At 72.5% G+C, this 21,530-nt stretch carries 11 protein-coding genes and 1 pseudogene; 6 read left to right on the top strand and 6 right to left on the bottom strand.

Going from position 1 to position 21,530, the window contains the following annotated elements; translation table 11 throughout:
* The first annotated feature begins 98 nt into the window (after nt 1-98).
* A complete protein-coding gene (locus ACIRA5_RS33555; RefSeq protein ID WP_403697282.1) occupies nt 99-8,090 on the top strand; it encodes an SDR family NAD(P)-dependent oxidoreductase in 7,992 nt (2,663 codons plus the stop codon).
* Nucleotides 8,091-8,200: 110 nt separating this feature from the next.
* Nucleotides 8,201-9,301 (top strand): M23 family metallopeptidase, encoded by a 1,101-nt coding sequence (locus ACIRA5_RS33550; RefSeq protein ID WP_403697738.1) that lies wholly within the window; start codon nt 8,201-8,203, stop codon nt 9,299-9,301.
* A 60-nt stretch (nt 9,302-9,361) separates the two neighbouring features.
* On the opposite strand, the gene ACIRA5_RS33545 is transcribed toward ACIRA5_RS33550, so the two are convergent.
* The 5 genes from ACIRA5_RS33545 to ACIRA5_RS33525 form a co-directional block, all read right to left on the bottom strand.
* Nucleotides 9,362-10,759 (bottom strand): FAD-dependent oxidoreductase, encoded by a 1,398-nt coding sequence (locus tag ACIRA5_RS33545; protein ID WP_403697279.1) that lies wholly within the window; start codon nt 10,757-10,759, stop codon nt 9,362-9,364.
* A 36-nt stretch (nt 10,760-10,795) separates the two neighbouring features.
* A complete protein-coding gene (locus ACIRA5_RS33540) occupies nt 10,796-12,001 on the bottom strand; it encodes a DUF6545 domain-containing protein (protein ID WP_403697276.1) in 1,206 nt (401 codons plus the stop codon).
* 124 nt (nt 12,002-12,125) lie between these two features.
* Entirely contained in the window at nt 12,126-13,310 is a 1,185-nt protein-coding gene (locus ACIRA5_RS33535; RefSeq protein WP_403697275.1) for an MAB_1171c family putative transporter, read from the bottom strand.
* Between the two features lie 3 nt (nt 13,311-13,313).
* The gene (locus ACIRA5_RS33530) at nt 13,314-13,868 is read right to left on the bottom strand and encodes a toxin-antitoxin system, toxin component (RefSeq protein WP_352050045.1); all 555 of its coding nucleotides are present in this window, start codon (nt 13,866-13,868) and stop codon (nt 13,314-13,316) included.
* Between the two features lie 349 nt (nt 13,869-14,217).
* Entirely contained in the window at nt 14,218-14,961 is a 744-nt protein-coding gene (locus tag ACIRA5_RS33525) for a hypothetical protein (RefSeq protein ID WP_403697273.1), read from the bottom strand.
* Between the two features lie 438 nt (nt 14,962-15,399).
* Here ACIRA5_RS33525 and ACIRA5_RS33520 point away from each other — a divergent pair, with 438 nt between their 5' ends.
* Together ACIRA5_RS33520 and ACIRA5_RS33515 are read left to right on the top strand one after the other, a co-directional pair.
* Nucleotides 15,400-17,178: an acyltransferase gene (locus ACIRA5_RS33520; RefSeq protein ID WP_403697271.1), complete on the top strand. Its 1,779-nt coding sequence runs from the start codon at nt 15,400-15,402 to the stop codon at nt 17,176-17,178.
* An 81-nt stretch (nt 17,179-17,259) separates the two neighbouring features.
* Nucleotides 17,260-18,966 carry an ATP-binding cassette domain-containing protein gene (locus tag ACIRA5_RS33515; protein ID WP_403697268.1) on the top strand — a complete coding sequence of 569 codons (1,707 nt, stop codon included), beginning with the start codon at nt 17,260-17,262 and terminating at the stop codon, nt 18,964-18,966.
* Nucleotides 18,967-19,064: 98 nt separating this feature from the next.
* Here ACIRA5_RS33515 and ACIRA5_RS33510 read toward each other — a convergent pair whose 3' ends face one another.
* Nucleotides 19,065-20,588, bottom strand: a complete 1,524-nt coding sequence (locus ACIRA5_RS33510; protein ID WP_403697265.1) for an aminotransferase class V-fold PLP-dependent enzyme — start codon at nt 20,586-20,588, stop codon at nt 19,065-19,067.
* 164 nt (nt 20,589-20,752) lie between these two features.
* Here ACIRA5_RS33510 and ACIRA5_RS33505 point away from each other — a divergent pair, with 164 nt between their 5' ends.
* Nucleotides 20,753-20,968 (top strand): DUF4177 domain-containing protein, encoded by a 216-nt coding sequence (locus ACIRA5_RS33505; RefSeq protein ID WP_060898994.1) that lies wholly within the window; start codon nt 20,753-20,755, stop codon nt 20,966-20,968.
* Nucleotides 20,969-21,197: 229 nt separating this feature from the next.
* Nucleotides 21,198-21,530 (top strand): annotated as a pseudogene (locus tag ACIRA5_RS33500) (VOC family protein); the annotation flags it as partial.

Here is a 21,530-nt window from a genome sequence, read left to right as displayed (position 1 = left end):
CGGCCGACGCGCCGCCAGATCGCAGCGCTGCTGAACGGGGGTTCGGCTGACGTACGGTTACGGCGAGTGGTCTGCGGTCGAAGTCCTGGGGGTGGGAAATGACCGAGTTCCAGGGCGAGTTGATGCGTGCGTTGGCCGGCACTCTGAGGGAGCACTCGGCTCGGCGGGGAGGCAGGACCGCCTACGAGGACGGCCGCCGCGCCGTCACCTACCGGGAGTTGGAGGAGCGCACCGGTCGGCTGGCAGGGCATCTGGCGCGGCTCGGGGTGCGGCGCGGGGAGCGGGTCGCGATCCATCTGGGCAATCGGGTGGAGCTCGTGGAGAGCTGTCTCGGGGTGCTGCGGGCCGGGGCCATCGGCGTGCTGCTGAACCCCGGTGCGTCGAGCGAGGAGCTGGGGTATTTCCTCGACGACAGCGGCGCGGTCCTGGTGATCACCGAGGAGTCGCTCACCCCCCGGGTCTCCCGACTGGCGGCCGGGCGGCCCGAGTTACGGGTGGCCGTCGTCGGCACGGGCGATCTGCCCGTCGACCCGTTCGCCATCGAGGACCTGCCCGCCGACGCGCTCGCCTTCGAGGACCTGGCCGGGACGGATCCGGGTGTGGCGCCCCGGGACGACCTCGGTCTCGACGATCCGGCGTGGATTCTCTACACCTCGGGCACGACCGGGGAGAGCAAGGGCGTGGTCTCCACCCAGCGGGCCGCCCTGTGGTCGGTGACGGCGGCCTACGTGCCGGCGCACGGGCTGCGGGAGGAGGACCGACTGCTGTGGCCCCTGCCCATGTTCCACGCCTTCGCGCACTCGCTGTGCCTGATGGGAGTGATCGCGGTCGGTGCGAGCGCGCGCCTCCTCGCCCCGGGTGCGAGCGTCGCCCAGGCGCTGGCCGCCGAGCCGTTCACCCTTCTGGCCGGGGTGCCCGCCACCTATCGCCTTCTGCTGGAGTCGCTGCGGGAGACGGCGGCCCCGGTGTCCTCGTCGCTGCGCCTGTGCGTCACCGGGGGCGCACCCTGTCCCCCTGAGCTGAAGGCGGAGGTCGGCCGTGTCCTGGCCGCTCCCCTGCTCGACGGTTACGGCTCCACGGAGACCTGCGGGAAGATCGCGGTCCAGCGGCTCGACGGACCCCGTGACGACGCCTCCAGCGGACCTCCGCTGCCGGGGCTTTCGGTGCGGCTGACCGATCCGTCCACCGGTGCCGAGGTCACCGACGGGACCGACGGGGAGATCTGGGTCCGCGGCCCCGGACTGATGACGGGCTATCACCATCGTCCGGACGCGACGGCGAAGGCGTTCTCCGACGGTTGGTACCGCACCGGGGACCTGGGCCGGCTCGGCGCCAACGGCCATCTCCATGTCACCGGCCGGGTCAAGGAACTCATCATCCGGGGCGGGGAGAACATCAACCCGTCCGAGGTCGAACATGTGCTGCTGGCCCGTCCCGACATCGCCGACGCCGCTGTCGTCGGCCGACGGCACGACGTGCTGGGCGAGGTGCCCGTCGCCTTCGTCGTCCCGGGACCGGACGGGTTCGACACGGCGCGGGCGCTCGCCGACTGCCGGGAGCGGCTGTCCGGATTCAAGGTGCCGGACGAGATCTACCCGACCCCCGTCATCCCCCGTACGCCCTCCGGCAAGATCCTCCGGCCGGCGCTCGCCGAGCAGTTGACGGAGCGGCTCGCCACCGAACGCGCGGCCGCGTCCTCGACGCTGCGTGAGCGGCTGACGGCCGCGTCCGACGCCGTACTGGACCTGGTACTCGACGAGACCGCCCGCGCCCTCGACGTCCCCGCGCAGTCGCTCGATCCCGCACTGCCCTTCACGGCACAGGGACTCACCTCGCTCGGCGGTGTGCTGTTGCGCGACCGGCTGGGCACGGCGACCGGTCTCGAGCTGCCGGCGACCCTGGTGTTCGACCATCCCACGCCGGCTGCCGCGGCGGCCTTGGTGCGCAACAAGCTGCACGGCGACCGCAGGTCCGCCGCCGCGCGCACATCCGGCGGCGGACCCCGCGTCCGGCCCGGGGAACCCAGGGAGCCCATCGCCGTCGTGGCCATGGCGTGCCGCTATCCGGGGGGCGTGGAGTCCCCGGAGGACCTGTGGCGGCTCGTCGCGGACGGCACCGACGCGACCTCGGACTTCCCCACCGACCGTGGCTGGAACACGGCCGACCTGTACGATCCCGACCCCGACCGGCCCGGCACCTCCCTCACCCGCAGGGGCGGCTTCCTGCACCGGGCGGCCGACTTCGACGCGGCCTTCTTCACCATGTCGCCGCGCGAGGCACTGGCCACCGACCCTCAGCAACGGCTGCTGCTGGAGACCGGCTGGGAGCTGCTGGAACGGGCGGGCCTCGACCCGTCCGGGCTGCGCGGCAGCGACACCGGTGTCTTCATCGGCGTGATGCACGCCGACTACGGCCGCCGCCTCCTGCAGCGCGGCGGACACGAACTGGAGGCCCATCTCGCCCTCGGTTCGGCGGGCAGCGTCGCCTCCGGCCGGATCGCCTACACGCTGGGGCTGCGCGGGCCCGCCGTGACGGTGGACACCGCGTGTTCGTCGTCGCTGGTGGCGATGCACACGGCCGTACGGTCCCTGCGCGACGGCGAGTGCTCACTGGCCGTCGCGGGCGGGGTCACGGTCATGGCCTCGCCCGGCCCGTTCATCGCGTTCAGCAGGCTGCGCGGGCTGGCACCGGACGGGCGCTGCAAACCCTTCTCCGCGGCGGCCGACGGCACCGCCTGGGGCGAGGGTGTGGGGCTGGTGCTGCTGGAACGGCTGTCCGACGCGCGACGCAACGGTCATCCGGTCCTGGCCGTGCTGCGCGGCTCGGCCGTCAACTCCGACGGTGCGTCCAACGGGCTGACCGCCCCCAACGGGCCCGCGCAGCAAAGGGTGATCCACGCGGCCCTCGCCGACGCGGGACTGTCTCCGGCGGACGTGGACACGGTGGAGGCGCACGGCACGGGCACCGCGCTCGGCGATCCGATCGAGGCGCAGGCGCTGCTGGCCACGTACGGGCAGCACCGGGCCGCCCAACGTCCGCTGTGGCTGGGCTCGTTGAAGTCGAACGTCGGACACACCCAGGCGGCGGCCGGGGTGGGCGGGGTCATCAAGACCGTACTGGCGATGCACCACGAGCGGCTCCCGCGCACGCTGCACGCCGACGAACCGTCGCCACGGGTGGACTGGTCGTCGGGCGCCGTACGGCTGCTGACCCGGGACGAGGAGTGGCGGCCCGAGCCCGGGCGGCCCCGACGGGCGGCGGTGTCGGCGTTCGGCATCGGCGGGACCAACGCGCACGTGATCCTGGAGGAGCCCGAGGCGGGCACGGTCGCCGCAGCACCCTCCCGGCGCGGCGCGGCGACACCGCCGCTGCTCCTGACCGGCGCGAATGCGGCCGCGCTGCGGGCGCAGGCCGCACGGACCGCGGCCGTACTGCGAGAGCGCCCCGAACTCGCCCTGGTCGACGTGGCGTTCACCCATGCCACCGCCCGGGCCGCACTCCCCCACCGAGCCGCCGTCGCCACCGACGACCGCGCGGGGACGCTGAGTGCCCTGGACGCCCTGGCGGCGACCGCCGCGTCCCGGCCGACGGACTCCGCCGGCCGGTCGGCCCTGCTGTTCACCGGTCAGGGAGCCCAACACCCAGGAATGGGCCGGGAGTTGTGTGAGGCCTTCCCGGTCTTCGCCGACAGCTTCAACGCCTTGTGCGGCCTCTTCGACGCGCATCTGGAACGCCCGTTGCGCTCGGTCCTCTGGGACACCGCCGAGAGCGCGCTGCTGGATCGTACGGACTTCGCCCAGGCGGCCCTGTTCACCTTCGAGGTGTCCGCCTTCCGACTGCTGGAGTCCTGGGGCGTACGGCCGGACTTCCTGGCCGGTCACTCGATCGGCGAGGTGGCGGCGGCACACGCCGCGGGCATCCTGTCGGAGCGGGACGCCGTCGAACTGGTCTCGGCCCGCGGTCGGTTGATGCGGGAGCTGCCTGAGGGCGGAGCCATGGTGGCGCTCGACGCCACCGAGGCGGAGGTGACCGGCGAGCTGACCGGCGGGACCGCCATCGCTGCGGTGAACGGCCCGCGGGCGGTCGTGGTCTCCGGCGTGGAGGAGCCCGTCCTCGCGCTCGCCCGGCGCTTCGCCGCGCTCGGGCGCCGCACGGTCCGGCTGCGGGTCAGCCATGCCTTCCACTCCCCGCTGATGGACCCGATGCTCGCCGAATTCGGCCGTGTCGTCGGCGGATTGACGTACGGTCAGGCCCGCATTCCGGTGGTGTCGGGGCTGACGGGACGCCCGGCCGCCGGAGAGGAGTTGCGGTCGGCCGAGTACTGGGTACGGCACGCCCGCGAGGCCGTGCGGTTCGGGGACGCCCTGCGCCGGCTGGCGTACGACGGGCGGGTGACCGCGTTCGCCGAGATCGGGCCGGACGCGCACCTCACGACCCAGGCCACCACGGCTCTGGCCGAGAGCGGCAAGGACCCGCTGTTCACGGCCGCCGCCCGGCGGGGCGCCCCGGAGCCGCGGACGCTGTTCGACGCGCTCGGTCGACTCCATGTCCACGGTGTGCCGGTGGACTGGCGACGGGTGTACGCGCACAGCGGCGCCCGGTGGGTGGACCTGCCGACCTACCCCTTCCAGCGGCAGCGCTACTGGCTGTCCGAGCCCACCACCGACGCGGCAGCCGGTGCGGGCCATCCGCTGCTCACCCAGCCGGTGACCGTGCCGGGCACGGAGCGTGTGCTGTGCGCTGGCCGGCTGTCCGGCGCGGCCCAGCCGTGGTTGCGCGACCATGTCGTGGGCGGCCACGCCCTGGTGCCCGGGGCCGCGTTCGCCGACCTGGTGCTCCACGCCGGTGACGCGTGCGGTGTCGCCGTACTGGAGGATCTCGCCCTTCTCACCCCGCTCTTCCTCCCCGTCGCCGACGACGAGGGGATCCAGGTCCAGGTGGCCCTGGGAGAGCCGGACGGTGCCGGGCGGCGCACGGCGGACGTGTACGCGCGGCCGGAGGAGTCCGGTGCGCTCGGCGCCTGGACGCACCATGCGACCGGTCGGCTCGGACCCGCGGTTCCGGGTGCGCTGGAGCGGCCGGCCCCGCTCGGCGTGTGGCCGCCGCCCGATGCCACGCCCGTGGATCTCACCGGCGCCTACGAACGGCTGGCCGCCACCGGTCTCGCGTACGGGTCGGCGTTCCGTGGAGTCACGGCCCTGTGGCGGCGAGGCGAGGAGCTGTTCGCCGAAGTCGGCCCGGTGTCGCTCCCGGAGGCCAGGCGTCACGCCCTCCACCCGGCGCTGCTGGACGCCGCCCTGCATGCGGGACTGCTTGCCGAGCCGCCCCGCGGACCGGCCCGGCTCCCGTTCGCCTGGCAGGGCCTGACGCTGCACGCGGCCGGGGCCACGGCGCTGCGCGTGCGCATCAGGACCACCGGCCCGGACACGGTCGGCCTCGACCTCGCCACGCCCTCGGGTGCACCCGTGGCCCGGCTGGAGTCGATGACGACCCGACCCGTGCCGAAGGCGGGTGTCGCCCCGGTCGGAAAGCTGTACAGGCTGCGGTGGACCGGCGTTCCGGCTGTCGGTGAGGGACCGGCCGTCGCGGTGGAGGAACCCGACGACCTGGGGCTGGCCGCGTTCCTGCCGCAGCGGGACACGACGTCCCGGTCTGCGGACCCTCCGGAGGTGGTCGTGATGTCCTTGTCCGCCCGCGCCGACGAGGGGACCGACCCCGCTGCCGCGGCCCACGCGCTGGCCGTACGGGCACTGGATCCGCTGCGTGCGCGGCTCGCCGGTTCCGGGCGGCTGGCCGTGGTCACGCGTGGCGCCGCCGATGCGGCGCCGGACCTGCCCGTCGCGACGGTCTGGGGGTTGCTGCGGGCCGCGCAGGCCGAGTACCCCGGTCGCCTCACGCTCGTGGATGTGGACGGCCGGCCCGAGTCGCTACGGTTGCTGCCTGCCGCCCTCGGCACGGGCGAACCCCAACTGGCCATCCGGGACGGCTTGCTGAGTGTCCCTCGGCTCGTGACCACTCCCGGGTCGGCGGCGGACGGCTCCCTCGGCCGGGGCACCGTCTTGATCACGGGCGGCACCGGCTCCCTGGGCGCGCTGCTGGCCCGGCATCTGGTCGATCGGCACGGCGTACGGCATCTCGTGCTCGTCAGCCGACAGGGAGAGCGGGCGCGGGGGGCGCAGGCGCTGCGCTCTGCGCTCGAAGGCGCCGGGGCGCGGGTGGACCTGGTGGCCTGTGACATCACCGAGCGGAATCAACTGACCTCCCTCATCAAGGGGTTCGGGCCCGACCTCAGCACCGTGGTGCATGCGGCCGGGGTCCTGGACGACGGCGTGCTGGAAGCGATGACCCCCGAGCGGCTGGCGGCCGTACTGCGGCCGAAGGCCGACGCGGCCTGGCAGCTGCACGAGCTCACGAAGGATCTGCCGCTGTCGCAGTTCGTCCTGTTCTCCTCGGCCGCCGGGCTGCTGGGCAATCCCGGCCAGGCCAACTACGCGGCGGCGAACTCCTTCCTGGACGCACTCGCCCGTCACCGCACCGCCCTCGGCCTGCCCGCGCAGTCCCTGGCCTGGGGCCCTTGGGCCGACGACGACGGGATGGCGGCGCGCGCGAGCCGGGTACACGGCGGGGCGGTGCGCGCGGTCTCCCCGGAACAGGCACTGGCACTGTTCGACGCAGCGCTCGGCGGCCCGGAGCCGGTCCTCGCACCGCTGCCGCTGGACCGCTCGCCGGCAGCGCTGCCCGCCGGGACACCGGTTCCGCCGCCGCTGCGGGGGCTGCTGCGCCCTGCCCGGCCGACGGCCTCGTCCGCGGCGGTTGACGGAGTGGTGAGCGGGAGGGAAGAGGGGGTGGTGGAGTCGGAGGGTGTCGCCGGGGCCTGGCGGGAGCGCCTCGCGGCACTGCCGTCGTCCGAGCGGGCGCCCGCCCTGGTGGAACTGGTCCGGGCCGAGGTCGCCACGGTGCTCGGGCATGCGCAGGTCGAGGCCGTCGACCGGGACTTCCCGGAGCTGGGTCTCGACTCGCTGATGAGCGTCCTGCTGCGCAACCGGCTGAGCCTGCTCGCCGGGATCCCGCTGGCGGCCACCGTCGCGTACGACTGGCCGAGCGCGGAGCGGCTCGCGGATCACGTGTACGCCGAACTGAGTGGCGCCCTGGCCGACGACGCCGCTGCCGCCGGGCCGCCGGAGGGCGATCGGCGTCATGAACCGACCCGCCCCGACGTCCCGACGGTTGAGCGCCGGCGCGCAACCGGCAGGTCGCTGCCGACCCTCTACCGGCGGGTCTGCGAGACGGGCGACGTCGTCTCCGCGATGCACCTCCTCGTGAGCGCGTCCCTCGCCGCACCCACCTTCGGCCACGACGAGAGTGCCCTGCACGCGATACCGCCGCTGCGACTGGCCTCGGGAGCGGACGGTCCGGCACTCGTCTGCGTTCCCGGCTTCGCCACCAACCTCGGTCGGCCCTGGTACGGGGGGCTCGCCGCCCCCTTCGACGGCGAGCGGGACGTCTTCGAACTGCGCCACCCCGGCGTCGACACCGGAGTCGCCGTGGCGCGGGACCTGGAGACGCTGGCCGCACTGCACGCCACGACCGTCCGACGGCACCTCGGCGATCGCCCCTACGTCGTCGTGGGCCACTCCATGGGCGGTTCGGCCGCCCACGCGCTCACCGCCCGGCTGGCAGCCGACGGCGCGCCCCCGGCCGGACTCGTGCTGGTGGACTCGTACCACGTCACCCCCGAACTGGAAGCCGAGCCCTGGCTGCTGGCGATGCCCGCCCGGATCCCCGCGGCCGTCGGCGAGCGGTTCGACAGCGCGGTGGACGATCTGACCTTGCTGGCGCTGGGCGCGTACACCCGTATGTTCCGCGGCTGGGACCCTCGACCCACGCAGGTTCCCACCCTCTTGGTGCGCGCCTTGGAGCCACTGCCGGACATGCCGGAACGGTGGCGGTCGTCCTGGCCGCTCCCCCACGACACGGTGGACGCCCCCGGCAGCCATCTCGGTGTGCTGGAGGAGAACGCCCCGACGACGGCCCGGGCCGTGCGCGCGTGGATCGACGCGCTCGCTCCGGGCCGAGGAAGGACCACATGAGCGCCGCGACGGGTTTCGTCGCCCGTCGCGGTCTGCCCGAACGGGCACGTGACCTTGCCTCTGCTCCTCCTGAAGTCCGGCGGACGAAACGCTAGCGTCCCCTGGTGAGTATCAGGACCCCCGAGTCGCCACCCGAGCCCGGGGCCGCGCGCACCCGGCGCAGACGCCGCCCCGGACCGTTCACGCTGCTGGTCCTGCCAGGGCTGACCGCCGTGTTGGGGGTCGCCGTGTTCATGACGGCGACGGGCCGGTTGACCACTCTTCTGTCGCCGGACCCGAGGACGAACAGCGCGGTGGTCGCGGACGGCGCGGTCGCCGAGCACGTCGAGGATGCCTACGTCCCTTGGCTGCGTGCGGCGGCCAGGACGTGCACGGTCCTGAAGCCGTCCGTCCTCGCGGCCCAGATCGAACAACGCTCCAGCTGGGACACGGACTTCGCCACGCTCTCGGGTGAGACGGGGATCGCCGGGTTCACCGACGCGCAGTGGCGGACCTGGGGCAAGGACGAGGACGGCAACAAACACTCCTCGCCCCGCGACCCGGTGGACGCCATCGTGGCGCTCGCCCGCGAGGACTGCGCTCTGGCCAAGAAGGTCACCCGTCTCAAAACCCATGGAACGGTCACCGGCGAGCCCCTCGATCTCACCCTCGCCGCCTACACGGTGGGCACGGACGAGGTGACCCGGGCGGGGCACGTCCCCACGAAGGCACGGACCTACGTCACCGAGGTCAAGGCGCTGTTCCCGCGCTACAAGACGTACGACCGGGTGGAGAGCGGGAGTTCCGGCAGCGGGACGGCGAGGGCGGTGCTGGCACCGCCGCTCACCTCTCTCGTGGTCACCTCACCCTTCGGCACACGCCAGCACCCGCTCACCGGTGTGACCAAGCTGCACACGGGCGTCGACTTCGCGGCGGCCCAGGGGGCTCCGATATCCGCCGCACGGCAGGGACAGGTCGTGTTCGCGGCGATGACCAAGGCCTACGGCAACCGCATCGTGATCGATCACGGCACCATCGGCGGGAAACGGCTGGAGACGACGTACAACCATCTGTCGGCCCTTCAGGTCACCTCGGGCCAGAGCGTCGACTCCGGAACGGTGATCGGTTTCGTCGGCTCGACCGGCCTGTCGACCGGCCCACACCTCCACTTCGAGGTACTCGTCGACGGAACGTACACCGACCCGATGCCATGGCTCGCCGTCGGCTCCTGACATCGCCTTGAGCCGGTCGTCGCCTGCGCGGGCCATCCCGCGCAGGAAGCGGCCGACACGTCACGAGGCGGCTTCGCGCTCGTACGGTGTCAGGGGCGGGCCTTCCAGGGGCGGCGTCTTCCGGCCGAGGTAGACCAGCGCGAGCATGTCGGGCATGAGCAGTCGAGCGGGTGACTTTTCCATGCTCATCACGTCCAGGAGGATGCGCAGGGCGTGGGGGTTGCGGGAGCCGGCGTCGACGGCCTTGTCGACGAAGGCGGCGAGGGTCCGTTCGAGCCGGGTGGGCGGCTGGTCGCTGGCGTCCGGGTAGAACACGTCCTGGCCCACGGCCAGACTCCAGGCATTCTCGACCGGCCGTGCCGCGGCCTTTTGGACGCGCCGGGCGGTACCGGGTGCGCCGAGGTCCTGTTGCCGCAGGACGCGGCGCAGGGCGATCACGCTCTGCGCGGCGGCGCTCAGCCCGTGGCCGTAGACGGGGTTGTAGCCGGCGACGGCGTCGCCGAGCACGGCGAATCCTTCGGGCCAGCGGGCGGCTCTCTCGTAGTACCGCCGCTTGTTGGCGGTACTACGCGTGGTGATCACGTCGGTCTCGGGTTTGGCGTTCGCGAGCAGTTCACCGATGACGGGGTGCGGCAGGCTCAGGGCGAAGGGCACGAACGCGTCGTTGTCGCTGCTGGGCTGCCCGCCGCGGGATCCACAGAGCGTCACGACCCATCGGCCGCCCTCTATGGGCACGATGACACCGCCCCGGCCGGGGATCCGCCGGGGATCGGCCTGGACGTTGACGATGGGAAAGCCGTCCGCGGCGCTGCCGGGTGCGCGGTAGATCCTGCTGGCGTAGCCGATACCGGCGTCGACCGTACGCTCCTGGACCTCGGGGAGTCCGAGTTCCCGCAGCCAGACGGCGGCACGGCTGGCGCGTCCGCTCGCGTCGATCACCAGGTCGGCCGGGAGGGATGTCTCGGACTGATCCGCACGTACACGGACGCCCGTCACCCGGTCCCCGTCGCCCAGCAGAGCGAGCAGTTCGGTCTCCTGGAGGAGGGTGATGCGGTGGTCCCGCAGAACCCTGGTGCGGATCACCGCGTCGAGGAGGTCACGGCTGCACAGGAGGTTGGTGTGGCGCGCGTGGGTGAATCTGCGGAACCACTGCCCCGAGGGGGCCTTGGACACCAGGTCGGCCATGATGCGCGGTGTGTGGGCGCCTTGGTCGACGAGTTGGTCGACGATGCCGGGCAGGAGGTCATCGAGGGCCTTCACGCCGCCGGACCAGAGCACGTGGGCATGGCGGGCCTGCGGCAGTCCCTTACGGGGGTGTGGCCCGTCGGGCAACACATCGCGTTCGATGATCCGCACGTCTGCGAAGTCGGCGAGCACGGCCGCGGCGAGCATGCCCGTCATGCCCCCTCCGACGACCACCGCGGTACGGCGGGAGGCAGTTCTGGCAGACGACGACATAGGATGCACTCTTTTCTGTTGCGGGGAGCGGGAGTCTCAGTCACGGCCGGCGGCCGTACGGGCGGCGGCCTGCCGTCGCGCTTGGGCGACGATCGGGGACGAGGACAGCGCGCGCGACAGCAGAACCATCCGCTGCGGTCTGGAAATGGACTCCAGGGTTCCCGCTCTCGCCGGTACCTCCGCGCGACCGTCTTGGAGGACCTGTACACGGGCCGCGGCCAGCATGGCCGCCTCGGCCACCACCGTGGCCTGGTGCGGTGATCGGACTCCGGAGGCGCCATCGGCGGCGATCGACGCCACGGCCTCGGTGTACGCGGTCGCGCGCACCTGGTCATCGAGACAGGGCGCGCAGGCCAGAACGCCGTCCCAGATGGCGATCTCCTGGCGCGCCAGGCGCACGACCGGCGGATCCCACCAGCGGATGATCCCCTCGGTCGGCGCGCGCAGCGTCTGCAGCTCCGCCCAGAGGGGCTTCAGGAGCCGGTAGCGCTTCCACGCGCGCAGGTTGTCGACCGCCGGCGGCCCGACCCGGGGGACGGCGAAGCCGGCGGCGGTGGTGACGCCGGCGAGCATGACGAGCGGTGGGGACACGTCGGTGGAGAGGAAATCCCAGTCCACGCCGTTCCAGCGGGCGGCCATCGCCATGTACTTGACGATCTGGTATCCCGCGTCGAACGTCAGGCCGACGATGAGCAGGATCAGACCGACGCGGGTCACGCCGCGCACCTCGCGCAGCCAGCTCACGCTCATGACGGCGAGAGCGATGGTGGCGGCCGTGTGCGCGACCATGTACAGCACGATCATTTCCCGCATGCAGGGCGTGTTGGCGTAGTACGTGTCCAGGTCCTGGGTCCGTTCCACGGGGACCTCGGCCAGGGCGAACAGGACCCAGATTCCCGCGATGACCAGTGCGTAGACGCCCCGTACGAGCCGGGCGGCGCGCTGTTGCGTCTCAGGGGGCCCGCCCTTCCACCGGATCATGAGGACGAGGTAGCCCGCACTGAGCGCCGTCATGCCGGCGTACACCAGCGGGGCGCTGAAGTTCGCGACGCCGGTCGCGTCGTTGACGTACCGGATCGTGGGCGGAGCGGACAGCACACACACGGCGGAGCCGACCAGCAGGATCGCGTTGCTCGGCGCGACCAGGGAATCCCGCCACAGGCCCGTGCCCGCCGACAGCTTCAGTCCCGCGGCGACCAGGAGAAGAACGCCGGGTATGTAGAAGACGATGCCGCTGTCCACTAGGCCTGCCTGCCTTCCGGTGATGTACGTGGAACCGGTCGATCGGACGGTGGAAAGGGCGCCGTGGCCCACCGTGACGTGTCCGGTGGCGGGACGGGCCTGCGCGGAGGCACGCCGTGCGGGCTCATGACGGGGTTCTTTCGTCAGCGGGGGCCGCGGCGGCCGCGCGGGCCGCCGCGACGATGGGGGACGTACGCAACGCATGCGCCACGCCCATCAAGGTGGCGCGCGCCATGAGGCCCGCGGAGTGGTCGAGTACGGCGGTTTCGGCGGACCCGCCGTCGGGGTGGACCCGAACGGCGGCGGCGATCATCGCGGCGAGGCCGATGCGGGAGGCTTCCTCGTCGCCGTGTCCCGCCGACCGAGCCGCTGACTGCGCCCGGGCCCGGATCCGGTCGTCGAGATGCGGGCGAAGGAGGTTCAGTCCGTCCTGAATGCCGGCCTCACGCCGGGTGAGCCGCACGGCGTACGACGAATACCAGGGGATCGGAGCGGCGAGCGGACTCCCGGGGGAGGCACCGCCGAGTTCGTGCCACAGCGGGCCGAGCCGCCGCCAGGTCACCACGGTGCGCCGGAGCAGGCCCAGCCGCGGCCCGAACAGCGGCACCGTGAAGCCGACGGTGGCGACGGTGGCGGCCAGGCTCGCCGTGCCGGGCGCCAGGCTGGTGCTCAGCACGTCCCAGTCCCCGCCGGCCCACCGCGCCGCCACCGCGGTCAGCTTCAGGGTGCTGAAGGACAGGTTCAGCAGCCATCCGGCCACGAGGAGCCGCAGTCCGGCCCGCAGCCATCCGCGCACCTCCAGCGCCCAGCGCCAGCACAGCGCCGTGGTGGCCACCGCCGCGGTGATGTGACCGAGCAGGTACAGCGCGATCATCTGCCCGATCCAGGGCGTGGTGGCGTAGTAGGTGTCGAGGTCCGTACGGCGCTCGACGGGGGCGTCCCCGGCCACGAAGAGGACGACGATCAAGGTGATCAGCACGCTGTAGCCGATCTGCCAGCGTCGGGCGAGGCGGCGTACGTGGTCGGCCGGCCCGCCGCGCCAGTGAAGGATCAGCAGCAGGCAGGCGGCGCTGTAGGCGCTGACGATGACGTAGTCCAGCGGGGCGGCGAGGTTCGGAATGCCGCTCGCCCTGTTCACGGCGGCGACGGTGGGCGGGGCCGCGAAGAGGAATCCGGCGCCGCCGAGGAAGATCACCCAGCAGACCGAACGGACCAGGGGGTCGCGCCAGGTCCGGATCAGATCCGGCAGTTTCACTCCGAGGCCGGCCCACAGGGCCAGCGCGGGTATGTAGTAGCGCGAGGCGTTCACGGCTCAGACCTGGGACCGGCGGTGTCCCAGTGAGGCGCCGATCCGGCCGGCGATCTGGGACCGGTCCGTGGCGAGGCTGTCCGGTTCCCCTTCCAGCCAGATCCGCAGCTGCGTCACCGCCCGCAGGGCGAAGGTCTCGGCTTCCTGCTCCGACCGTTCGTGGAACTCGGTCCGCGCGGCCACGGCCCTCACCGTCCGCTGCACATCGGCCCGGTCGCTCAGCACGCGTGCGGCGACGGGGATCCCGGCGGCGTGGTGGCCGCAATCGCCCTTGATCATGTGCCAGATCTCGTGGCAGAGGATGGCCAGTTGATGGACGGGCGCTGCCCGCTTGTCGACGAGGACGATGTCGTGGTCCGGCATGTCGAGCCACAGTCCCGTGGCGGTGCGGTGCGGGAACTCCTCTTTGAGCAGGACGACCTCACGCCCCCTGATGCCGGCGACCACGGCGATGAGCGCGTCGAACAGCGCGTCAGGAGCGGCGGGTACGGGCAGGCTCACTCCGTCGGCCAACTGGCCGATCAGGTTCCGCATCTCCTTGGCTCTGCCTGTGCGCACCGCTCTCCCCCGCGAACTACTTCAGCATGGGGCACCGTCGCACGACGCCCGCCGATCCCACCCTGCCTGCACCCCCCGGCCGAAGGTACGCCCAACTCGGCCTGTCAATATGCCAAACAAGGTGCCTTGTCGGCCACGCCAGGGTCTGCGGTGTGCAGCAAGCTGCGGGGGATCAAATACTGATCAAACGGGATACACGCGCATCCGGGACTGGCGCGTCCGATGCGTTCCGGACGCGCTCCGGCCCGCGCGCAGGACGCCTGCCGGTGGCCGCGCCCGGCGGACGGCGCGGCGTGGGCTTCCCGCCCCGGGCGGCGACGTGCCTGCGTACGACCGGGCGCCCCCACGATCAGTGCCCTTCGGTGTGCGCACTGTCCGATTCCGAACCCCGTATCCGCTGAGCGTTTCTGCGCTGCAGGATGGTGTCGATCCAGTCAGTCACCAACTGAAGTTCTTCTTCGGCCAATTGCGGGGCGCGCGCAGCCAACTCCCTCAGTCCGTGCGTACTGCGCAGCCGAGCCATCGGATCGGCCGCCTCTCCCTCCAGGCCGCGCAGGACGGACTGGAGAGCGTTGTCGAGCGAGGCCTGCGGTTCGGCGGAGAGCCAGCCGTTGGGCTGGCCGAAGAAGAACGTCTCGATGCCGGCCTGGGTGGACGCCAACGGGCCACCGGAGCGGGCCGGGCGCCGCTCCCCCGTCTGTTGCCAGGACACCTGTTCCGAGGGCAACTGCTGTGAGAGCGATTGCCGCGAAGGCATCCGCGACGAGGGTGTCTTCCGGCGGCTGTTGACGAGGTTCGACAGGGATGCCCGGGAGGCCCCGTAGGAGGCGGCGATCTCGTCGTAGGAGTGACGGGTCCCGTCGGGGCGCAGGCGTGTCTCGCGCAGGTGGACGATGCGGCGGACGATCCGGTCGGTGATGTCCTCGGCTGGTGGTTCCTCGCCGTCCAGGAGCATCCGGACGACGTCTCGCGGGACGCCGCTTTCGTTCGAGAGCTGTTCCACGTCGAGCACGTCGTCGCGGCTTTGCCCGTCCCCGATGAGGGAGCCGATCCGCCTGAGGGTCTCGGCGAGCGCTCGGCGCGTTTCTCTCACCGGCGGGTCTCCTGGTGTCGGACGGGGTGAACTGCACGTTGACTTCCGAGACTCTAGCCGCTGCCGGGCCCGGCCAGCCAGAGCGGAAGATACCCCAATAGCCGTACTCGGCTAGAGCAGTTGACATGAATGGCCGGGGATTGCAGGATCACGACACGACGTGCGGACCGGTCGTCACGCCGCGGGGACGGGGGAGCCCGCGTGTGCTCCGACGCGGGTCCCACGGAATGTTCCGGGCTGCGGCGGTACACCATCACGGGGTGTGCGGTCGCAGCCCGGGCCGATTCCCGCCGACGTCGGCCGCGTCGCGCGCAGGAGCCGCAACTCGCCCAAGAGCCGCAGCTCACGGAAGAGCCGCGTCGCGCGGAGTCGGCAGCGCGCTGAGGCGACATCGGCTGTCGTTGCCCGGACAGCAAGCGCTCTCTAGACTCCCGTGCGATGAACGCGGAAACCGCTCTCGATGACGCCTACTTCGACTACTGCCCCTGGGACTTCGTCGGCCGTGCCTCCGCCGGGCAGCGGGCCGCGCAGGACGCGCACCAGCGACGGCTGGCGGAAGCAGGCGCGCGCCTCGGGCCGCGTTGTTACGTCTCTCCGGCCGCCGGCGTCTTCACCGACACACTCCGCCTGGGCACCGACTCCTACATCGCCGGGCACGCCTACGTCACCGGTGAGGTGACCGCGGGCGACGACTGCACGGTCAACCCGTACGCCACGGTCCGGGGCCGGATCACCCTCGGCGACGGGGTCCGGATCGGCGCGCACAGTTCGCTGCTCGGCTTCAACCACGGCTTCGCCCCCGACCGGCCGGTGCACCGGCAGCCCCTCACCAGCAAGGGCATCACCGTCGGCGACGACGTGTGGATCGGCTCGCACGTCGTCGTACTGGACGGGGTGACGATCGGCGACCACTGCGTCGTGGGCGCGGGCGCGGTCGTCACCAAGGATCTCGCGCCGTGGACGGTCGCGGCGGGCAACCCGGCCCGCCCCCTGCGCGATCGCCGCGCCCAGGGCGGACCACGACGGGATCGACCGGCCTCGGGCGACCTACCGGGCGGACTCTCGGACGGCCTGTCAGGCAACCGCCCGGGGCGCCCGTCGGGCGACTTGGGGGACGCCGTCGTCCGGTTCGCGGACCGGGCCCGGGCGCAGGCCGCCGATCTCGTCGCCCGGTGCTGGAACCCCGACACCGGCCGCTACGCCGACCGGCCGGGCACTCACGCGACCGTTCGAGCACACTGCGACGCCGTCGAGATCGCCGACCTGCTGCTGGGCTCCCCTCCGGAGCAGTTCGCCGCCGACGAACACGCCGCGCGGCTGCGCGCCCTTCAGGATCCGGGCAGTGGGCTGGTGCCCGAGTTCGCTCCGGACGGCGGTGCGGGGGTGCTTCCCGACCCGGCCGCCGACGGCTGGATCGATGACGGCACCGCCGAGTACCACGTGCTGGCCGTGGGCTACGCCTTGGACCTGCTGGGCTCCCGCCTCGCCCAACCAGTGCACGTGGTACGGCGCATGACGGTCAGTCAGCTGCTCGCGCGGCTGAAGTCACTGCCGTGGCGGACGCGGACCTGGTCCGCCGGCGCGTGGGTGGACTGCTGGGCGACCGGCGCCCATCGCAATCTGGAGCTCGGCGTCGAGGACGGGGAGCCAGGGACGCTGGAAGCGCTGTTCGGCTGGCTCACCACACGGGTGGACCCGTGGACGGGGATGTGGGGTACCGCCGGGTCGCCCGCCGCGGGCCGGTTGCAGCTGGTCAACGGTTACTACCGGCTCACCCGGGGCTCCTACGCCCAGTTCGGGCTCGATGTGCCGTACGCGGAGCGGGTCGTGGACACCGTACTGGCTCATGGCCGCGATCAGCGCTGGTTCGCGGCCGGCCGCGAGAACGCCTGCAACGTGCTGGACGTGGCCCACCCCCTGTGGCTCGCGGGACGGCGCGGCGGGCATCGGACGGCCGAGGTGCGGGCGTGGGCCGAGGAACAGCTGACGCGTGCGCTGGGGCGGTGGCGGGACGGCGCCGGATTCGGTTTCGGTCCCGCGGGCGAGGGCGGAGGGGGTCCGGGCCGCGAGCCGGGGCTCCAGGGCACCGAGATGTGGCTCGCGATCGTATGGCTGCTCGCGGATCTGGTGGGTGTGGCGGACCGGCTCGCGTACCGGCCACGCGGCGTCCATCGCCCGGAGCCGGCCCGGTCGCCGGGGTTCGCGACGCCGGGGTAGGCCGCGCGCGACGCCGCGTCCTGCGGGGGCGTGCGCGTATGGTGGGGCCGCGCGGTGCGCCACCCCTGGCATGCTGCACCCATGCCGACGCCCATACAGCCGTCCAGTTCCACCGAAACCTCCGCCGCCTCGGTCAACGGCCTGCGCATACAGGCACGTTCGGTGGGACAGCGCATACACGGCACCGGGAACGTCCTGCACGACGTGTCCCTCGACGTCGCGCCCGGGCGGCTCACCGTGATCGCCGGGAGCAGCGGGGCGGGCAAGACGATCCTCTTGCAGACGCTCGCCGGGCTGCGCGCGCCGACGGAGGGGACGGTCCTGCACGACGGGACGCAACCCGGCTCGCCGGGGCCGGAGTTCGGGTTCGTGCCGCAGGAGGACATCATCCACCGCGAGCTGCCGCTGCGCCGGACGCTGGTGTACGCGGCGGGTCTGCGCATGCAGCCGGGCACGACGCCCGAGTCCGTCGCGGCGGGCGTGGACCGGGTCCTGGAGGCGCTCGGTCTCTCCTCCCGGGCGGCGACGCCCGTGCGCGCGCTGAGCGGCGGGGAGCGCAAACGGGCCAGTATCGCCGTCGAGTTGCTCACCCGCCCCCGTGTGCTCTTCCTCGACGAGCCCACCTCCGGGCTCGACCCGGTGACCGGTGCCGCCCTGCTGCGGACCCTGCGCGCGCTGGCCGAGGACGGCACCACCGTCATCCTCACCACTCACACGCTCGCGGATCTGCTCCGCGGCGACCAGGTGGTGTTCCTCTCCCCCGACGGCGAGGTCGCGTACGCCGGTGAACCGGGTTCGCTGTGCGGGGCGTTCGGGGTGGGCACGGTGGAGGAGGTGTACGAGGAGGTGGCCCAGGGCGTACGCGTCGAACGCGCCGCGCCGCCGGACGACGTACGCCGAGCCGACACACCGTCACCTCCGGTTCCCGTCCGGCGTGTCGGTGCCCTGCGCCAATGGGCGCTGCTCACCCGTCGCGGCACCGCGCTCCTCCTGCACAACCGGCTCTCCGTCGCCGTCCTTGCCGGTTCGCCGGTGATGATCGTGGCGATGTTCGCGGTGTTGTTCCGGGCGGGCGCTTTCGATCGCGCGGCACCCGACCCCGGATCGACCGCGATGATCATGTTCTGGATCGCGTTCGGCGCGTTCTTCTTCGGCCTGACGTACGGGCTGCTGCAGATCTGCACGGAGTTGCCCGTGCTGCGCCGGGAATGGCTGGCGGGGCTGCGGATCGGTCCCTACGTCGCGTCGAAGCTGACCACCATGCTGCCGGTGCTCGCGGTCGCCGACGTACTGCTGCTGGTGGTGCTGCGGGCGCTGGACCGACTGCCCGCGGCGGGATGGGGCACGTACGGTTCGCTGTTCGTGTCGAGCGTGCTGGCCTCGGCGGCGGCCCTCGCACTGGGCCTGCTGGCCTCGGCCGCGGTGACGGAGCCGGGCCAGGCGACGCTGATGCTGCCGCTGCTGTGCTTCCCGCAGGTGCTGTTCTCGGGGGCGTTCGTGCCGGTGCCGCGGATGACCGGTGCCGGGGAGGCGATCAGCTGGGCGATGACCAACCGGTGGGCGTTCGAGGCACTGGGCAGCGGGGTCGGCCTGGAGTCGCTGTGGCGCACGGGCGCGTCGCCCCTGGGACCGCCGCTGCTGGACTCGTACGGGGACTCGTTCGGTCATCCGGCGAGCCGCGGCTGGTTGATCCTCGCGGGGTTCGCGGTGCTGTTCCTCGCGGCGACGTGGGCGGTCCTGGTGCGCAAGTGCCGGGACGGCGCGGTACGGAGCCGGGCGGGCCGCTGAGCGCCGGGGCCCGGCGGCCACGGGCGGTTTCGGTGACCCGGCAGCGGCGTCCGCGGGGCGCGACCAGGTCCACGACGACTGTCACCCCAGCCAGACCCTCAGCACCCCACCCGAGCCGCCAGCCCCGTCACCCCCGGCACCCGGTCGCGGTAGGTCTGGGTCACGAACTTCAGGAACGTCTCGATGTCCCTGGGTTGGGACGACACACCCAGGGAGATGCGGACGGCACCCGCCGAAGGCAGCCGCAGCAGGTCCAAGTACTCCTCCATCGAACCGAGTTGCCTGCCCGCTGCCGAGCGCAGCCGGCGCAGCGGCAGTGCGAACGCCGCCTCGCCGGCACCCGGGTTGCAGAAGCAGCCGGTCCGCAGGGAGATGCCGCGCGCGGCGCTGTCCCGGGTGACGACGCGTTCGTCGACGATCCGGCCGTCCGCACCCAACAGGTTGAGCGCGACCGTGCCGCCACGGGCCGCCCCGGCGTCCGAAGGGCCGTACACGCGGGCCATCGGGGAACCGTCGCTGTGGCGCAACGCGCCCAGCCCGGCAAGGAGTTGGCCGGTGAGGGCGGTGACGTGGGCGTGCACCCGGTCCATGCCGACGCGGTCGATCCACTCCAGCCCGGCGGTGACGTCCGGGACGGACAGGAAGTTCACCGTGCCGTCCTCGAAGGCCGCCTCGTCGTCGGCGAGGACGTGCCACTGGGCCTGCGCGCTGACCGCGTAGATCGTGCCACCCGAGAACCAGGGCCGGCGCAGCTTGGCGAGGGCCTCCCGGCGGGCGATCAGACTGCCGATGCCGGTGGGGTGGCCGAAGACCTTGTACCAGCTGACCACGGTGAAGTCCGGGTGGAACCGGCCGAGGTCGAGCGGGTTCGTCGGCACGAAGGCGGCCGCGTCCAGCAGGACGTCGTAGCCCTGCTCCTGCGCCCGCGCGATCCACTCCAGCGGATGCTGGACGCCGGTGAAGTTGCTCTGGGCCGGGTAGGCCAGCAGCCCGCGCGGCCCCCCGCCACCGCGCCGCCCCAGACGGCTCAGGCGGCTCAGGCGGCTCAGTTGACGCCCGGGACCGCCTCTGCGCGCGGTGAGCGCGTCCCACAGCCGTTCCTCGTCGATCCGCAGCCCGGGCCCACTCACGGGGACGTACGCCGTCGCGGCGCCTCTGGCCCGCGCGTACTCGCGCAGACCGTTGACCGAGTTGTGGTTGTCCAGCGACATCACCAGCCTGCTGCCGCGCGCGAACGGATACGCCTCGCCGACCAGGCGCAGCGCGCCCGTGGCGTTGGGCGTGAAGATCACGGCGTACTCGGCGGGGTCCGCGCCGAAGTGCCGGAGCACCGCGCGGCGGGCCTCCGCGAGCAGCACTCCCGAGGCACGGGAGGCCGGGCTCTCGGAGTGCGGGTTGCCGAATAACCCGCTGGTGATGCGTTCGGCACTCCCCGCGACGAGCGAGCGTGGCGGAAGCCCGGCGCCCGTGTGGTCGAGGTAGGTGTGGCCGCCCTCGTCGAGGTAGCCGAAGTCGCGCACCCGCAGCCCGGCGAAGCCGTCCGCGTCCCCTTCGCCGGCGGCCGTGCCTCCGGAAGGCTTTTCGGTCGCGCGTATGTGGCCGTTGCCCGGTGCCTTGTCCATGAGTTCCCTCCGCCCGGCCGGTCCTACCCCATGCCCGGACCGACCCTTCATGAAGCTTCGCCAAAGGTATCCGTACGGACCGGCCCCTCCCCTGTGCCACGGCATCGAACAGTGATTGGGTGGGCGCGGCCATACCGTTCGAACCGCAGGAGAACCCCGCAGTCATGAGCAACGCTTACACGTACGAGTACAAGGTCGTCACCTTCCGGGAGTCGCTCATCGGCGACGCGCTGGACAGCGACAAGCTGGAGAAGGTTCTGAACAAGCACGCCGGGGACGGCTGGGCGCTCAAGGCGATCACGTCCGCCGACGTCAAGGGCCGCATAGGTCCCGGCGCGGTGGAGGGGCTGCTCCTGACCTTCGAGCGACCCCTGGGATAGATCCGTTTATGCCTGTTTATGTCGCTGTATGGTGCGTAGGAGGCCGAGGCGGGGGATGCTGGAGCTGATGAGACAGCGGATTCGCGGGTACTCCTGAGCCGTCGGAGGCCTTCCGGTGCGGAAGGCCTCCCCGGGCTGGGCGGGTGCCGGTCGCGTGCCGTACGCCACCGACATCCGGGAGTGCTCGTCTCCAGCCGCTGCCGGCCAGTGAGGTCAGGACGGTACAGCGATGAAGAGCGACGGAACACTCGACCGCGCGGTTGTCTCCAGCCACTCGGTGTTCGGAGCGCCCTGCTGGGTCAGCCTGGCCACACGCGATCTGCGGGCCGCGCAGGAGTTCTACCACGCCGTGCTGGGCTGGGAGTGGCACACGGGCAGGCTGGGCAGGGACTACCGGTTCGCCCGGGCCAACGGGGTGCCGGTCGCCGGCGTCTCGGCGATGTCCGGCATCGGGGCGAGGATGGCCACGTGGACGCCGTATTTCGCGGTGGCGAGTGCGGACGAGACGGTGTCCCGCAGTCAGGAGCGCGGGGGTACGACCGCGGTGGGGCCGCTGTCGTTC

Origin of the sequence: Streptomyces sp. NPDC096311 (genome assembly GCF_044763085.1) — a bacterium.
Lineage (GTDB): Bacteria > Actinomycetota > Actinomycetes > Streptomycetales > Streptomycetaceae > Streptomyces.
Note: the sequence above shows the minus strand (reverse complement) of the source record. Positions and strands in the feature narration are given on the sequence as shown.

Coding starts and splice junctions, on each gene's coding strand:
- ACIRA5_RS33555 (WP_403697282.1), top strand. CDS start 99: ATGACCGAGTTCCAGGGCGAGTTGATGCGTGCGTTGGCCGGCACTCTG.
- ACIRA5_RS33545 (WP_403697279.1), bottom strand. CDS start 10,759: ATGTCGTCGTCTGCCAGAACTGCCTCCCGCCGTACCGCGGTGGTCGTC.
- ACIRA5_RS33520 (WP_403697271.1), top strand. CDS start 15,400: ATGAACGCGGAAACCGCTCTCGATGACGCCTACTTCGACTACTGCCCC.
- ACIRA5_RS33515 (WP_403697268.1), top strand. CDS start 17,260: ATGCCGACGCCCATACAGCCGTCCAGTTCCACCGAAACCTCCGCCGCC.
- ACIRA5_RS33510 (WP_403697265.1), bottom strand. CDS start 20,588: ATGGACAAGGCACCGGGCAACGGCCACATACGCGCGACCGAAAAGCCT.
- ACIRA5_RS33505 (WP_060898994.1), top strand. CDS start 20,753: ATGAGCAACGCTTACACGTACGAGTACAAGGTCGTCACCTTCCGGGAG.